The following is a 14595-nucleotide window of genomic DNA, read 5'->3' as shown; positions in this document are numbered from 1 at the left end:
CAAGAGAACCCCATCCGTCCGCGCAGCTCTATTCACTCGGGAGGCCCCACGACTACGACCTCCATCCGAATTGTGCAAGTGGGCGCCATAAGGGATAATGCCCCCCACTCCAGCTCGTGAAGAAGACCATGACCCCAGCCGAATACAGCGCCCTTGCCCACCCAAGATTGTCCCATCCGGCTCGCAGTCTCTATACCCTGCAGCTGCGCCGACTGGTGCTGGAAAATCAGGCGGCAAGGCTCAACTATCCCGAGCTGGGTCGGGCGCTGGCAGTGGTCGACCCGGGCGAGCCCTGCGGCTTCTCGTTTCAGGTCAATGCCCGCCAGCTCACCGAGCTGTTCGATGAACTGATGGAGGCGGGCCTGCTGCAGGTCGAGGCCCAGCCCGAGAGTGAGCACTACCATCAGTGCCTGTTCCAATTGCCACTGCTGACCCAGAAATTGCGCAGCCCGCTGCCGGAGCGCCCCTTCCAGATGCACCTGCAGTGGCGACCGGACGAAGAGCTGCCTGCCCTCGCCCGCCTGTGCGGGGTGATCGATGCCAGCTATAGCGAAGAGGATCTGGGGGAGTTTATCGCCTACTGGCTGGGGCGACCCGAGGTGTTCGACTCCCAGCATCAATGGATGCTCAAGTTTATTCGCGCCCTCAAGACCCGCCGCTACACCCGTCGCAAGCCGATGGAGGTGCAGGGCTACCAGCAGGTGACCCCTACCCCGGCAGAGTCGGGCCCCAGCAAACGGGCACAGCAGATGATCGAAGAGGCCAAGCGACTGGCCCAACAGCAGACGCAAGAACCCGCAGCGCAGCAGGAGCCGGATAATGATTGATAGCGGCCCCCGCCTGCAGGCAGAATCAACCCCTTGTCTACCCATCCCTGATCGAGCAGAAGGAGCATTCCATGACTGACCCGCAAGATCCCCTGCGCCAGGAGCTGGAAGAGATCGAAGCCAAGCGCCAGAAGATCGCCAAGGCCAAGCAGGATCACCGTATTCACGACCCGGAATTGAGCCGCCATGTGGGTGGCCTGCTGGAGCGCATTCGTCGCCTGCAACAAGAGACCGGTGGCGGCCAGTATGACTACGAGACTCTGCGCAAGGAGTATGACGCCAAGGCCAACGCCGAGGTGCGCGAGCTGCAGAAGGCGGCCCGTCAGGAGCGGATCCAGAAGCTGATCGCCCAGGCCGACCTCAACCCCGACTGGGTATTTGACAAAATGGATGCTGGTGACCCGGCGCTGCAATACCCCATCGAAACCGCCCGTTACTTTATCAGCGGCTTCGAGCACTGGGAGAAGAGCGGTGGCGGCTGCATGCTGATCTACGGCGACTACGGCACCGGCAAGTCGACCCTGGCGGGGGCGGTGGCGCATGAGCTGATCGCCCGTCACCAGAAATCGGTGATCTTCCAGCAGTGGGCCTCCATCGTCGATCGGCTGTTCTTCAACGTGATCCCCGATCAGGACGAGCGCAACCAGTACCGCCGCGCGCTGGAAGAGGTGGATCTGCTGATCATCGATGAGGTATCGGCCAACCGCGCCAAGATGGCGGAGAGCCAGTCCAGCTTCCTCGGCCACCTGCTGCGCCGCCGTCGCAACCTGTCAAAGAGCGTCATCATCATCACCAACCACACGCCCCAGAGCCTGCATCAGGCGATCGGTGATTTCAGCTATGAGGCGATCAAGGCATTCAATCCGGTGGATATCCACCTGAGCGGCCCAAGCCGTCGCCCCAGCATCGGCAACTACAACGGCTGATCCCTCTCAAAGAGTGCGAGTCGCTGACGGCTCGCACCTTCTCCTCCTTGCTGACTCACAAATAAAAACAACTCTCATTTACAGCAGGCGAACAAGCAACTAGGCTAGCCCCTTTTGCCAAGGGAGCTCAGCTATGCCAACCACACTGATTTTCGGAGCCAGCCGCGGGCTGGGCCGCGCCTTTACTCATCACGCCCTGAGCCAGGGTCACCGGGTCGTTGCGCTGGTACGCAACCCCGAGATGGCCACAGAACTAGGTGCGCTGGGAGTTGAGGTGATCGAGGGGGATGCGCTGGATCTGGCTGCGGTGCAGCAGGCATGTGTCCGTGCAGGGCAAGATGCACAGGTCGTCTCTACCCTCGGCAGCTTCCGTCAGACGGCGCCGGTGGACTATCAGGGCAACCGACATGTGATCGATGCCATGGAGCAGGCAGGCCTGAAACGGCTGCTGCTGGTCACCTCCCTCGGCTGTGGCGACAGCTGGCAGTATCTGCCGGAGCGGGCACGCGCCGCCTTCGGTCACGAGGTGCGTCTCAAGAGTCTGGCGGAGAGCTGGCTGCAGACCAGCTCCCTCGCGTGGACCATTCTGCGCCCGGCGGGCCTGCAGGATGGCGATGCCACCGACCGCGCCACGCTCAGTCAGGACAAGGAGGTGCACGGACTGGTACGCCGCGCCGATGTGGCCGTCCAAGGCTTGTGCCTGCTGGCGGATGAGACAGCTGTGGGGCAGATCTACGCCATCGGCGATCCCACGCTCCAGCGCGGCTAAAGCAGCAGTAAAATCGCTCATACCCACCACATACCAAAACGGTCAGCCCAAGGGCTGACCGTTTTCGCTTTACCGCACACGCTATCTCACGGGCGCTTGCCCTATCCCGCTTAACCGGCAGTCGTCTCACTCTGTACGACCGGCTGACTGGCCACCGGCAGTGACTGCTGCCGCCAACGCAGCAACAGGCAAGCCAGCACGCCGTAGAGCAGCGCCAGTCCCCATAGCTGCCACCAGTAGCGGGCAACCTGCGCGAAGTCAGCCCCCATCTGGTTGAGGCGCAGAAAACCCTCGATACCGGGGATAGTGGGCACCCACTGAGCCAGCCAGTTGAGGGGGGCTGGGATCAGCTCCAGCGGCCAGATAAAGCCCGCCAGAAAGACCAGCGGCAGGGAGGAGATCAGCACCACCTGGGTTGGCAGATCTCGTCGGGTAAAGATCGCTCCCAGTACAATCCCGAACCAGCAGGTCGCCAGCAGGAACGGCAGGGCAAACAGCCAAAGCTGCACCGGATCTGCATGACGAGCGATGTTGTAGTGATCGAAGCAGAAGCCGAGGAAGTAGCTCACCGGCAGCAGGAACAACCCCGCCAGCACCAAGGTTCTGGCCAGCAGCAGCGGCAACACCGGCGCGCTTTGCCAGTAACCATGCTCGCCGCGACAGCTACGCTGGTTCTGGGTCGCCCCCAGGATCCCCGCCCCCATCAGCAACACCTGATGGAGGATCAGCACGAACACCGCCGGCACCACGTAGTTGACGTAGCCCATGGTTGGGTTGAACACCGGCACCACGTTGAGGGCCACCGCATTCCAACCCATGGCCGCTTGTGGCAGCGCCTCGCCATGGCTCAACAGCCGCGCCACCTTCACCTGCGCGGCGAGTGTGCCGCCGGCCTGCGCCAGCCCCTCGGCAATGGTACCGTAGACCAGAAAGTAGGAGGCATCACCGGCATAACTCAGGGTGACGCTCTGGCCCAGCATCAGATCCCGATAGAAGTGGTTGGGGATATGCAGGATCCCGCTCGCCTTCCCGGCCATCATCAGCTGCCGCGCTTCATCCAGCGAATTGGCCCGCGCTACCAGCTTCACCTGCGGCGTGGCATCGGCCATAAACTCCAGCTGGCGCGACAGCTGACTGCCATCTTCGTTGACCACCACCACCGCCTCTTCCCGCGGCAACTGATGCAGATAGGGTTGGGGGTAGAGGAAGGAGTAGAAAAACACTCCGCCAAACAGGGTCAGCATGATGGCGCGATCCGCCAGCAGGGTGCGCAACTCGAGGCGCAACAGATCGACAAATCCCAGCATCACTCAGGCTCCTTTTCGGCGACTGCCACTGCGGCTGATTGACGGGCCAGCTCGGCCTGCTGCTTGTAACGGCGCACCACCAGCAGCAGGGGAAGCAGAAACAGCAGCAGAGCCCCCAGTTGCGGCAGCGCCGATGCGAGCGGCAGACCGTAGTTGCTCTGACCAATCTGCAGCTCCACATAGTGAGAGACCGGCAACAGGCTGCGCCAGAAGCGGGCGAAATCCCCCATGGCACTCACCGGAAAGGTGACCCCCATAAAGGCGAAACCGGGCGCAGTGTAAGCCCCCGCCAGCGACAGAGCGCGGGCCGGATCCCGGATGATGCCGTAAAAGAAGGCCCCCATGGTGACGCAGGCGGCCGAGGCGAGCCCCAGCCCCACCAGCAATACCAGCCAGCTACCGTGCATGGGGTAGGAGAAGCCCTTGAACAGCAGCAGCGTCCAGACAATCCCCCAGCCCCAGCCAATCAGCACGTGGGGCAGCAGGGTGCGCCAGAGACCAAACCAGACACCGCGAGTGGTCCAGTCCAGCCCCAGCCGATCGGTACGGGCCAGCGCATTGAGGCCGAACAGCACCACCAGGATCTGCCACACCGCAGGCAGAATGGCACTCAGCAGAAACTGGGCGTAGCTGGAGTTGAGGTTATAGAGCGCAGTCACCTGACTGCTGATGGGCACCGACTGCCCGAGTGCGCCGGGTAGCGCCTTGCCGTCAGCCATCGCCTCCAGCACGCCCACCTGACCATTGAGAGTCCCGACCACCTGCGCCAGCGCAGAGTTGACCAGCTTGGCGATGAGGATGAACTGGCCGTTGTTGAACACCGTCACCTGCGGCTGGGTGCCCTGACGGGCATCCCGCTCCAGATGGTTGGGGATCACCACCAGCGCATAGATGTCGCCACCGCGCAGGGCGTGCGCCCCGGCATCGATGGAGTCAAACTGTTGCGCGACCTTGAGCCCGGCCGAGCCATCCAGCGAGAAGGCGAGCTGGCGCGAGAGCATGCTGTGGTCGAGATCCACCAGCCCCACCTTGAGGTCGCGGGCCAGCCCTGCTGAGAAGATCCAGCAGAGGATCCCCATCAGCAGCAGCGGCACCCAGCTCATCAGGGCACGACTGAACGGGTCCTGCCACAGCAGCCGAAATTCACGTCCCATCAGAGTTCAACCAGCACACTCATGCCAACCCGCAGCCCCTCAACCGGTTGCAGCGGGCGAGCCTCTACCTGGAAGCTCTTCATGTCGAAGCCCTGACGGGTATCGGTAGCACGCCAGGTGGCGAAATCCCCCATCACGGCCACATGGGTCACCTTGAAGCGCATCATCTGGTCGCCAAGGCCCGGGATGCGGGCATCGAACTCGGTACCGACCGGGAAGCGGGGCAGCAGATCTTCGCGCACGTGGAACTGGGCCCAGGCATCGCTCATGTCGAGCAAAGTCACCACCGGGAAGCCTTGCGGCGCCAGCTCGCCGCTGCGCAGCAGCACTTGGCTTACCTCGCCTGAGTGGGGGCTGACGATACGGGTATCGGCCAGATAGGCCTCAACCTCGGCAACAGAACCCGCCGCCATCTTGGCCTTCTCGCGAGCGGCGATCTTGGTCTCTTCCCGCGCCCCTTCCAACGCCATCTGGTACTGCTGCCACGCCATCCCTTCGCTGTAGCGGGCGGCTTGCCAGGCAGTCCAGGCCTCGTCGCGTTTTTGCAGCGGCATTACACCGTCGCGGTGCAGGCTGGCGACCCGCTCATAGGTCTTGCCACGCAGTTGGGCGGCAGCCTTGGCTTTTTGCCACTGATCCTTGGCGGCAGCGATCTGTTGGGCTCGGGCCCCTTTTTCTGCCTCTTGCGCCAGCGCCCCCGCAGCTGCCTCACCGGCCTTGGCCTGGCTCAGCTTGGCTTCGATCTCGGGGCTCGCCAGGGTAAAGACCAGCTGATCCTTGGTCAGCTGATCGCCCTTTTTCACCAACACTTCGTCGATACGACCCGGCACCTTGGAGGAGACCGAGTACTGCTGCGCTTCAATCTGCCCTTGCAGGTGCACCGGCTCCGGCTGATAGGCCAGCCAGAAGCGCCAGCCGAGCCACACCACCAGGATCACCAGCGCCAATGGCAACAACAGCGGTTTACCCTGGCTCATCTTCTTTTTGATGGGGGGATGGCTCATCACTTCACCTCGACAAACGGGCGACCCTTGACGGTCGGAAAAGACATGAAAAAAGGAACAGACAGGACCGGGATCATGAGTTCACCTCGATCACCTGACCATGCTGATATTGATTGAAACTGTTCATCTGGCCGGAGAGCGCCAGCAGGCGGGCCAGCGACACCACATATTGATAGGCCGCCGCCGCGCGCTGGGTCTTGACCCCCGCCAGCTGGTTCTGGGCATCCACCACATCAAGGGAGGTAGAGAGTCCCTGACCGAAGGCCTTGTCCCGCAGTAGCACGTTCTCCTCTGCCAACGCCTGGGTGGAAGAGAGGGATTGATACTCCTCTAGCCCCTGCGCCGCTTCGCGCCAGGTCTTCTCTACCAGCAACTCCAGATCCTGACGGGTCTTGGCCTGCAGCAGATTGACCTGCAACTCGGCGCTCTTGGCGGCCTGTACCGTCTCGGAGCGGCCATCGCGGCTCACCAGCGGCATGCTGACACCCACCCCTACCAGCCAGTCCGGCGCTGTCTTGGAGGCGAGCGAATCATCTTCATAGAGGTTGTAGTTGCCGAACAGGAACACCTCGGGGGCATATTTGCCCTGCTCGACCCGGATCAGCCCCTTGGCCTGCTCCTTCTTGGCAGTGAGCAGCTTGAGACCGGGGTGCACCTCCAGGGTCTGGCTCACCAACCCCTCAAGGCGCGGCAGCTCCTTGTTGACGAACAGGCCGCTGCCCGGCTGGGCATTTGGCAACTTCAGCATGCGGCCAAGGGCCAGCTCGGCGATCTCGAGGCTGCGGCGCGCCTTCTGGGTATCGATGCGCGCTCTGTCATAGGCCGACTGGGCGGAGAGGCGCTCCACCCTGGCTATCTGCCCCTGCGCTTCGAGCTTCTTGGCGTGATCCAGATGGTGGGCCAGCCCCTCTTCGATCTCCTGTTTGGTCTGCACCACCTGAGCAGCCAGCACCACGCCGAAATAGGTTTGGGAGAGGCTCTCGAAGGTGGATTGCTGCTTGAGCACCAGCAGTTGCTGCGCCTCGCTCACCTGCGCCTGGCGGATATCCTGCGCCGCATCGATGCGACCACCGGCAAACAGCGGCCAGAGCATCTTGACCGAGCTGGTCACCACATTCTGTTTGGTCAGGGGGGTGACAAATGCGTTGGCCCCGACCCCGAACAGGCTGCCGAGCGCCAGGATCAGATCTTTCTGCTTGGCCAGCGGATTGAGATCGAGGGCATCAAGTTCAATCGGCTGATCGAGGTGGGTATAGCTGGCCCCCAGATCCACTTTGGGCAGATACATGTCCTTGGCCGCCTCGCGCAGCTGCTTGGCCCGATCGACCCCGGCCTGCTCGGCAGCCAGCCCTTCATCCTGCTGGATGACCCGGGTCCAGGCTTCGCCAAAACTGATGGTTTGCGCCTGCGCCGACCCCAGCACGGCACCCATCAGACACGGCCAGAGTGATTTAATGAACCTTGACGTCATAGATCCCCAATCCGCTTTTGTTGCATAAATGTTTGGAGCATTTGCTCGACTTAAGCCCGCTATCATAACGCAAAGCGGGCCTGCAAGTGGACTGACAATTATGCAGGCGTCCGACCCGAATGGTACAGCGATCAGTCTCCGGCAATCTGGCCGTTTTTCAATAACTCCAGAATTTGCAAGCCTTGGCGCGACGTTTTTTTCAGAAAAAAATGGCTGACGCTCAAATACTAACCTTTTCTCCTGCCTAAAAAATGCGTAATATACGCCGCCCTAAGCCGATGGTAACCGTGGAATGCAGATAGGTCCCCACACGCTTGAAACTCCCTTGATTGTGGCTCCCATGGCCGGTGTAACTGACCGACCATTCCGTGAACTTTGTTTGCGATTGGGGGCTGGCATGGCCGTTTCCGAGATGCTGCTGGCCAACCCGGATGTCTGGGATACCCAGAAAACCCGGATGAGGATGGATCACTCTGCAGAAGGCGGATTGCGATCGGTCCAGATTGCCGGAGCCGACCCCGAGATGATGGCGTTTGCTGCCCGCTACAACGTGGAGCAGGGCGCACAGATCGTCGACATCAACATGGGATGTCCGGCAAAAAAAGTGAATAAGAAGTTGGCAGGTTCTGCCCTGCTGCGTGCCCCCGATCAGGTCAAAGCAATTTGCCAGGCCGTGGTGGATGCAGTGGAGGTGCCTGTCACCTTGAAGATCCGCACAGGATGGGATCCGGATAACCGCAATGGCGTGGAGATCGCCCGAATCGCCGAAGATTGCGGTATCGCGGCCCTTGCCGTGCATGGTCGTACCCGTGCCTGCCTCTACAAGGGCGAAGCGGAGTACGACACGATCAGGGCGATTAAGCAGGCCGTATCGATTCCTGTTGTCGCCAATGGTGACATCAACAGCCCGGAGAAAGCCCGGTATGTCCTCGACTATACCGGTGTTGACGCCGTGATGATCGGCCGAGCTGCGCAAGGACGACCCTGGATTTTCCGGGAAATCCGTCATTTTCTTGAGACGGGCACCAAGCTGCCGCCTCCCGAGAGGGAAGAGGTTCGCACCCTGATGAACGAGCATGTAACCAACCTGCACCGGTTTTATGGTGCATATCTGGGAGCGCGCATAGCCCGTAAACACGTGGGCTGGTATCTGGATGAAGAAGAGACGGGCCGAGAATTCCGTAAGCACTTCAATGCCCTGGATTGCGCAGACGCGCAACTTGAGGCACTCGAAGCGTATTTCGATGGATTAGGTTAACAAGATAACTAAAGAGCCGACCGAATATGTTCGAACAAACCCTGACTTCTGATGCATTGGTAACAACTACTCACAATCACGCTGCCGAGCCGACCCAGCGCCCCCTGCGTGACTCTGTGCAACAGGCCCTGCGTAACTACCTGGCCCAGTTGAACGGTCAGGAAGTGATTGATCTGTACGATATGGTTCTCTCCGAAGTCGAAGCGCCGATGCTGGACGTGATCATGCAGTACACCCGTGGTAACCAGACTCGCGCTGCCGTGATGATGGGTATCAACCGTGGCACCCTGCGCAAGAAGCTCAAGCGTTACGGCATGAACTGATTGCTGGCCGCGAGCCGCGACGGCGGTTCAAGGCAGATGCGAAAGGCGCCAGGTAGCAATACCTGGCGCCTTTCCTTTATGCTCTCCCCTCCATTTCACAATGACGACCCCGATGAACCGCACTCCCCTGCTGCTGATGGTACTGGTCACCCTGCTGGCCGCCGCTGGCTGGCTCTTCTCGAAAGAGGCGATCCGCGAACTGCCCCCTGCTGCCTTTATCGGCAGCCGCTTCCTGCTGGCGGCGCTGCTGTTGCTGCCCCTCGCCTGGCTGCGTGAACCGCCGCCGACTCGCGCCCAACTGCTGCGCGCCGCCGGCTGCGGCACATTGCTCGGTGCCAGCCTGCTGCTGTGGGTCACCGCCATCAGCCAGAGCGATGCACTGGGCAGCGGCGCCTTTATCATGAGCGTCGCCACCCTGATGGCCCCGCTGGCCGCCTGGGGAGCCTTTCGAGCCAAGCCCGGCCGCCACTACTGGCTCACCCTGCCCATCGCCATCGCCGGTTTGCTGCTGCTCTCCAGCAGTACCCACTGGGGCGTGTCTCTCTCGCTGTTCTGGTTTCTGGCGGCGGCCACCACTCTCGGCATCCAGCTTGCCGTCCATCGCCACTTCGCCCAATCCATTGCCCCCACCTGGCTCACCTGCATCCAGCTGGCGATGACCGGCCTACTCGGCACTCTGCTCTCACTGCTGACCGAACAGTGGCCCGAGGCTGGAGTTAGCCACGGCATCTGGGGGTGGTTTGTGGCGAGCGTCTTGATCGCCACCACATTGCGCTACTGGCTGCTCACCCATGCATTGAGCAAGATGACTACCGCCCACGCCGCCCTGATGATGCTGCTGGAACCGGTCTGGACGCTGATCCTGAGCACCCTCTTCTATAGCGAACCCCTCGGCGGCGCCAAACTGGCCGGTGCCGGACTGGTGCTCGGCGCCCTTGTGCTCTACCAACTGCCCCTGCTGCTGCGCAGTGCCCGCCTCAAAACGCCATGATACGCGTCACCGCCCTGCAGGGCGGTGTCACCATTTCCCTCCTGTTTGCTTATCTTGTCCTGCCAATGCTGACGCTCTGTTAACGACATTTAACCCTTGGTATCCAGAGGGTTAAAGGGCATACCCCATGAAAAAATGCCATATGGCCAGCTTGATGAAGGTCACATTCCTGCCCCTCTTCGCTCCCTATGATGCCCCCATCATCGGTCTGGACAATCCTGACGATGGCCACACATGGGAATAACAAGAGAAAAAACTATGCAGCAAACCAGCCCCCTCAAGACGGTCACGGTCAGCATATTGGCAACCGCCATGCTGATCTTTGTGGCCCAGTACCTGATAGGCAAACAGGAGATCAGGATCGGCATCGCCATCATCCCGATCCTGCCGATGCTCTTTGCCGTCATCATCGGCATGATTGTCTCCGCCAAACCGGTCAAGGATCGCATCCCCGGCTGGAAACAGCTCTTCACCGAAAAAGAAGAGGGTTTCTGCGGCAAGATGGTGGGCTTCAGCCTGCTGATCCTGGGCACCCAGTACGCGGGGATGATCATCCCCAACCTGAAGATGATCCTGAGCGTCGGCGTGCCGCTGTTCCTGCAGGAGATTGGCAACCTGCTGCCAATCCTGATCGCCATCCCGCTGGCGGTGAAGTTCGGCTTTGGCCGTCGCGCCATCGGGGCCTGCTCCTCCATCAGCCGTGAGCCGTCCGTCGCAGTGATTCAGGGCAAGTTCGGCACCGGCTCCCAGGAGTACATCGGCGTGCTGGCCATCTACCTGTGCGGCTCCGTCATCGGCACCCTCTGGTTCAGCGTGCTGGGCAGTATCGCTCCGCTCACCGGCCTGCACCCGCTGGCGCTGGCTGCCGGCTCCGGCGTGGGCTCAGGCTCCATGCTGAGCGCCGCTTCCGGTGCTCTGATCAACGGTCTCGACGAAGCGCTGGCTCAGCAGGTGCTGAGTATCGCGGCAGCCTCGAACCTGCTCTCGTCTGCCCTCGGGGCGCTGTCCCTCACCTATCTGGGTTTGCCGCTCGCTGAAAAAATCTATGCCCTGACTGCCAAAGGAGAGAAAGCATGAAAAGCATCGTAATGGATATGCGGTTCGTCTTTCTGGCGATCCTGCTGGCCATGTTTACCCAGACCCTGACTACCGGCACTCCGCTCTGGCTGATGGGTGACAGCTTCGTCGCCATGTCACTGGTGGTGTTCGCTTCGCTGATTGCCAAGCGCTATCTGCCCTCCTCCCTGCCGGCATTTGCCTATGCCACCATCATCGGCATTCTCATCTGCCTGCCGGAAACCCCGGTGCGCGGTCTCTTTATCGACGCCGTCGCCAAGATCTCCTTCCTCTCCTGCTGCGTACCGCTGCTGGCCTTCGCCGGTCTCTCGGTGGGCGGTCAGCTGGAAGAGCTGAAGAAGATGTCCTGGAAAGTGATCCTGATCTTCATGATCGTCTCCACCTGCTGCTTCTTCGGCGCCTCGCTGGTGGCCCAGCTCGGCTTCTCCATTCAAGGGATCATCTGATGAACAACATCCACATTGAACCGGCCCTGCTGGCCCTGCGCGACTTCAGCCACGAAGTACGCCACCATCTGCACACCATTCCGGAAGCCTCCGGCGTCGAGTTCAAGACCTCGGCCTACTGCCGCGAGCTGATGACAGGCTTTGACTATCGCCTCACCGACTACCCGGGCTTCACCGGTTTCCACGGCGATCTGGTAGTTGATCCTGTGCTGCCGACCATCGCCTTCCGTGCCGATATGGATGGCCTCGAGATGCACGACATGAGCGACGTTGCGTTCAAGTCAACCCACGAGGGAATGGCTCACAACTGTGGTCACGACTCCCATATGGCGATCGCCCTGACCGCGGCCAAGTTTCTGGCCGCCAACCGCGATCGCCTGCTGTACAACGTCCGCTTTATCTTCCAGATGGCGGAAGAGGATATGCGGGTGCCGGGCGCCGAGAAGATGGTCGAACTGGGCTGCATGAAGGGGGTAGACGAGGTCTATGCCCTCCATAACGACGGCGCCATGGAAACCGGCACCATCAAGTTCAACCACGGTGTCATGTCCTCCTGGGGCTCAGCCTGGACGCTGGATGTGCACGGTATCTCCGCCCACGGATCCACCCCCCACAAGGGGCTGGATGCCATCCGCGAAGCGGTGCGGATCATCGAGGACATGGACTACATCGTCGCCAAGCGCACCAGCCCGTTCAGCCCGGCGGTATTTGGCTGCGGCATGATCAACGGCGGCACCATCCCCAACGCCATCGCCGACCATGTGCAGGCGCGCGGCACCATCCGTGCCATGGATGCCGAGACCGACCAGATCCTGAAGAACAGCTTCAAGGAGATCGTGGCCCAGAGCGAACTGCGCGGCTTCAAGACCAAGATGGTCTATGCCGGGTATCCGGCGGTTGAGAACCACGCCGATGCCTGCGCCCGTCTGCTGCAAGCTGCCGCCGATGTATTGCCCTCTGAGGGGATCAACGCTCAGGGTCAGCCGATGACCGGCAGCGAAGATTTCAGCTATATGGTCAACGCCTGCCGTGGCCGCAAGGGGGCCATGTTCTTCCTCGGCAGCGGCTGTCAGGCCAAAGGGATCTGCAACTACCTGCATGCCAACCCCTACTACCTCGATGACGACTGCCTGCTGGTCGGAGCCCAGATTTTTATCAATCTGGCGACACGCAGCGCTTAATCCCGCATACCGATAAAACCAGAAGAGAGGCCAAGGCCTCTCTTTTTTTGTCTCTGTATTTTTGCTCTGTGTACGACAAACAACCCGCGGCTAGTGCCACGGCAACTCTACCATATTGGCGACGGGCGGCTGATTGATCAGATGAAGTTGCACCGTCTCCCGGCTGATATGGGGGGCGTAGAGGTGGATAAAGTCGTACATGTAGTCGCGCAGATGGGCATGCTTGCGCAGGCAGATATGGGTGGCGCTCGAGGCGATCAGGTGGTCGATGTTGAGGCTCACCAGATCCTCCCTGTCCCCCTCGTCGAAGGCCACGCTGGCAATCACCCCGACCCCCATCCCGAGCCGAACGTAGTGCTTGATCACATCGGTATCGGTGGCGGTCAGCACGGTTTTCGGCGAGAGGCCGTGGCGGCTGAAAGCCTTGTCCATCTTCGAGCGGCCGGTAAAACCGAACACATAGGTGATGAGGGGATAGCGAGCCAGATCCGCCATTGACAGCGGCTGGCAGTCAAGCAGCGGATGAGCGTGCGGCACCACCACACTGCGCCCCCAACGATAACAGGGGACGGCGGCCAGCTCGTCGAATAGGTACATGGACTCGGTGGCGATCGCCATATCCACATCGCCGCTTTGCACCATCTGGGCCAGTTGGGCAGGCGCCCCCTGATGGAGCTGGATCGCCACATCGGGATAACGACGGCTGAACTCGGTGATCACCGCTGGCAGCTTGTAGCGAGCCTGGGTGTGGGTGGTGGCGATACGCAGCACCCCGCTGGTGGCCAGTTGCTCCCCCAACGACAGCTGGTTGATCTGCTCCACCTGCGCCACTACCCCCTTGGCCAACTCCATCACCTGCTCGCCTGCGCTGGTCAAGCCGACCAGATTCTTTCCCTTGCGGGTAAAGAGGGCGAGCCCGAGCTCATCTTCCAGCATCTTCATCTGCTTGCTGAGGGTGGGCTGGGAGGTATAGAGCTTCTCCGCCGTCGCCGAGATGTTGAAGTTGTTCTTCACGATCTCGGTAAAGTTCTTGAGCCGGGCGATGTTCATCTGGGCAAGGGATCTCGCTGCTGCGGCCAACAATGCTGGCGTTGATAAGAGAGCGCGGGAGAGACCCCGCAGCTAACCGCCGACCATACCACAGCGCCGCGCACGATAACCTGCCCCAGGTCAGAAAGCGGCGAGCTAGTCGCTGGCGAGCTTGATCCCGAGTCCGACAAACAGGGTGCCGATGCCCCGGTTGAGCCAGCGACCGAGACGCTGCGACAACCGAACCTTGTGGCTGGCATAGACGGTGGTAAAGACCAGCAGGTGACACCAGATGATGCCGCCCAGATTGAAGATGCAGCCGAGCAGGATAAAGGCGAGCGCCTTGTCGGGGGCATCCGGTGCAATGAACTGGGGCACGAAGGCGAGGAAAAAGAGCGCCACCTTGGGGTTGAGCACATTGGTCAGCACACCCTGCCGGTAAATCTGGCCATAGGAGAGGGCGGGCAAGGTGATCCCTCTCTCCATGGAACCCGTTGCTTGCTGGCACAGCAGGGAGAACCCCAGATAGATGAGGTAGATGGCGCCAGCCAGCTTGATAAGGGCAAACAACTCGGCCGAGGCACTGAGCAGGGCCGACAGACCGAGGGCCGCAGCCAGCACATGCACCATGACACCTGTGCCGATACCCAACGTCGCGACCGAACCGGCACGCCACCCTTGCGAGCCGCTGCGCAGCATGACCAGCAGGGAGTCCGGCCCCGGCATGATATTGAGCAGCAAGCCCGAGACCATAAACAGTGCAAGATCATGAATACCGAACATTACCCCTCCCCTCGTAAAGCAAAACCCAACAAAAAGGGCTCCGCAGAGC

General features: G+C 61.1%; 15 protein-coding genes. 9 read left to right on the top strand and 6 right to left on the bottom strand.

The window, feature by feature from the left end:
• Positions 1-128: 128 nt before the first annotated feature.
• From AB5Y67_RS04100 to AB5Y67_RS04090, 3 genes are all read left to right on the top strand, one after another.
• A complete protein-coding gene (locus AB5Y67_RS04100; RefSeq protein WP_199428729.1) occupies positions 129-827 on the top strand; it encodes a DnaT-like ssDNA-binding domain-containing protein in 699 nt (232 codons plus the stop codon).
• A 71-nt stretch (positions 828-898) separates the two neighbouring features.
• Entirely contained in the window at positions 899-1753 is an 855-nt protein-coding gene (locus tag AB5Y67_RS04095; RefSeq protein WP_005349200.1) for a DnaA/Hda family protein, read from the top strand.
• Between the two features lie 133 nt (positions 1754-1886).
• A complete protein-coding gene (locus AB5Y67_RS04090; protein WP_199428728.1) occupies positions 1887-2522 on the top strand; it encodes an NAD(P)-dependent oxidoreductase in 636 nt (211 codons plus the stop codon).
• A 110-nt stretch (positions 2523-2632) separates the two neighbouring features.
• Here AB5Y67_RS04090 and AB5Y67_RS04085 read toward each other — a convergent pair whose 3' ends face one another.
• From AB5Y67_RS04085 to AB5Y67_RS04070, 4 genes are all read right to left on the bottom strand, one after another.
• Positions 2633-3829, bottom strand: coding sequence for an ABC transporter permease (locus tag AB5Y67_RS04085; RefSeq protein ID WP_199428727.1), 1197 nt, complete (start codon positions 3827-3829; stop codon positions 2633-2635).
• Entirely contained in the window at positions 3829-4983 is a 1155-nt protein-coding gene (locus tag AB5Y67_RS04080; RefSeq protein ID WP_043851817.1) for an ABC transporter permease, read from the bottom strand. Before AB5Y67_RS04080 ends, AB5Y67_RS04085 begins: the two co-directional genes overlap by 1 nt.
• Positions 4983-5987 (bottom strand): HlyD family secretion protein, encoded by a 1005-nt coding sequence (locus AB5Y67_RS04075; RefSeq protein ID WP_199428726.1) that lies wholly within the window; start codon positions 5985-5987, stop codon positions 4983-4985. Before AB5Y67_RS04075 ends, AB5Y67_RS04080 begins: the two co-directional genes overlap by 1 nt.
• 73 nt (positions 5988-6060) lie before the next feature.
• Entirely contained in the window at positions 6061-7458 is a 1398-nt protein-coding gene (locus AB5Y67_RS04070; protein ID WP_042052508.1) for a TolC family protein, read from the bottom strand.
• 292 nt (positions 7459-7750) lie between these two features.
• Here AB5Y67_RS04070 and dusB point away from each other — a divergent pair, with 292 nt between their 5' ends.
• From dusB to AB5Y67_RS04040, 6 genes are all read left to right on the top strand, one after another.
• Positions 7751-8716, top strand: coding sequence for a tRNA dihydrouridine synthase DusB (dusB, locus tag AB5Y67_RS04065; RefSeq protein WP_040064999.1), 966 nt, complete (start codon positions 7751-7753; stop codon positions 8714-8716).
• Positions 8717-8742: 26 nt separating this feature from the next.
• Positions 8743-9039 carry a DNA-binding transcriptional regulator Fis gene (fis, locus tag AB5Y67_RS04060; RefSeq protein ID WP_005309538.1) on the top strand — a complete coding sequence of 99 codons (297 nt, stop codon included), beginning with the start codon at positions 8743-8745 and terminating at the stop codon, positions 9037-9039.
• A gap of 112 nt (positions 9040-9151) precedes the next feature.
• On the top strand, positions 9152-10030 hold the full coding sequence (locus AB5Y67_RS04055; protein WP_150390284.1) for a DMT family transporter: 879 nt from the start codon (positions 9152-9154) through the stop codon (positions 10028-10030).
• Positions 10031-10288: 258 nt separating this feature from the next.
• On the top strand, positions 10289-11107 hold the full coding sequence (locus AB5Y67_RS04050) for a DUF3100 domain-containing protein (RefSeq protein ID WP_005341166.1): 819 nt from the start codon (positions 10289-10291) through the stop codon (positions 11105-11107).
• Positions 11104-11553 (top strand): hypothetical protein, encoded by a 450-nt coding sequence (locus AB5Y67_RS04045; RefSeq protein WP_005349183.1) that lies wholly within the window; start codon positions 11104-11106, stop codon positions 11551-11553. Before AB5Y67_RS04050 ends, AB5Y67_RS04045 begins: the two co-directional genes overlap by 4 nt.
• Entirely contained in the window at positions 11553-12734 is a 1182-nt protein-coding gene (locus AB5Y67_RS04040) for a M20 family metallopeptidase (RefSeq protein ID WP_005349180.1), read from the top strand. The genes AB5Y67_RS04045 and AB5Y67_RS04040 overlap by 1 nt, the downstream gene beginning before the upstream one ends.
• Positions 12735-12824: 90 nt before the next feature.
• Here the strand turns inward: AB5Y67_RS04040 and AB5Y67_RS04035 are convergent, their stop codons facing one another.
• Together AB5Y67_RS04035 and AB5Y67_RS04030 are read right to left on the bottom strand one after the other, a co-directional pair.
• Positions 12825-13784 carry a LysR substrate-binding domain-containing protein gene (locus tag AB5Y67_RS04035; RefSeq protein ID WP_368207576.1) on the bottom strand — a complete coding sequence of 320 codons (960 nt, stop codon included), beginning with the start codon at positions 13782-13784 and terminating at the stop codon, positions 12825-12827.
• Positions 13785-13919: 135 nt separating this feature from the next.
• A complete protein-coding gene (locus AB5Y67_RS04030; RefSeq protein WP_150390595.1) occupies positions 13920-14546 on the bottom strand; it encodes a LysE family translocator in 627 nt (208 codons plus the stop codon).
• Positions 14547-14595: the final 49 nt, after the last annotated feature.

This window comes from Aeromonas sp. s12, from assembly GCF_040907925.1.
GTDB lineage: Bacteria > Pseudomonadota > Gammaproteobacteria > Enterobacterales > Aeromonadaceae > Aeromonas > Aeromonas veronii.
Note: the sequence above shows the minus strand (reverse complement) of the source record. Positions and strands in the feature narration are given on the sequence as shown.

Bases quoted from the DNA above. Each gene is read 5' to 3' on its own strand.
- AB5Y67_RS04100 (WP_199428729.1), top strand. From the start codon at position 129: ATGACCCCAGCCGAATACAGCGCCCTTGCCCACCCAAGATTGTCCCAT.
- AB5Y67_RS04095 (WP_005349200.1), top strand. From the start codon at position 899: ATGACTGACCCGCAAGATCCCCTGCGCCAGGAGCTGGAAGAGATCGAA.
- AB5Y67_RS04090 (WP_199428728.1), top strand. From the start codon at position 1,887: ATGCCAACCACACTGATTTTCGGAGCCAGCCGCGGGCTGGGCCGCGCC.
- AB5Y67_RS04085 (WP_199428727.1), bottom strand. From the start codon at position 3,829: ATGCTGGGATTTGTCGATCTGTTGCGCCTCGAGTTGCGCACCCTGCTG.
- AB5Y67_RS04080 (WP_043851817.1), bottom strand. From the start codon at position 4,983: ATGGGACGTGAATTTCGGCTGCTGTGGCAGGACCCGTTCAGTCGTGCC.
- AB5Y67_RS04075 (WP_199428726.1), bottom strand. From the start codon at position 5,987: ATGAGCCATCCCCCCATCAAAAAGAAGATGAGCCAGGGTAAACCGCTG.
- AB5Y67_RS04070 (WP_042052508.1), bottom strand. From the start codon at position 7,458: ATGACGTCAAGGTTCATTAAATCACTCTGGCCGTGTCTGATGGGTGCC.
- dusB (WP_040064999.1), top strand. From the start codon at position 7,751: ATGCAGATAGGTCCCCACACGCTTGAAACTCCCTTGATTGTGGCTCCC.
- fis (WP_005309538.1), top strand. From the start codon at position 8,743: ATGTTCGAACAAACCCTGACTTCTGATGCATTGGTAACAACTACTCAC.
- AB5Y67_RS04055 (WP_150390284.1), top strand. From the start codon at position 9,152: ATGAACCGCACTCCCCTGCTGCTGATGGTACTGGTCACCCTGCTGGCC.
- AB5Y67_RS04050 (WP_005341166.1), top strand. From the start codon at position 10,289: ATGCAGCAAACCAGCCCCCTCAAGACGGTCACGGTCAGCATATTGGCA.
- AB5Y67_RS04045 (WP_005349183.1), top strand. From the start codon at position 11,104: ATGAAAAGCATCGTAATGGATATGCGGTTCGTCTTTCTGGCGATCCTG.
- AB5Y67_RS04040 (WP_005349180.1), top strand. From the start codon at position 11,553: ATGAACAACATCCACATTGAACCGGCCCTGCTGGCCCTGCGCGACTTC.
- AB5Y67_RS04035 (WP_368207576.1), bottom strand. From the start codon at position 13,784: ATGAACATCGCCCGGCTCAAGAACTTTACCGAGATCGTGAAGAACAAC.
- AB5Y67_RS04030 (WP_150390595.1), bottom strand. From the start codon at position 14,546: ATGTTCGGTATTCATGATCTTGCACTGTTTATGGTCTCGGGCTTGCTG.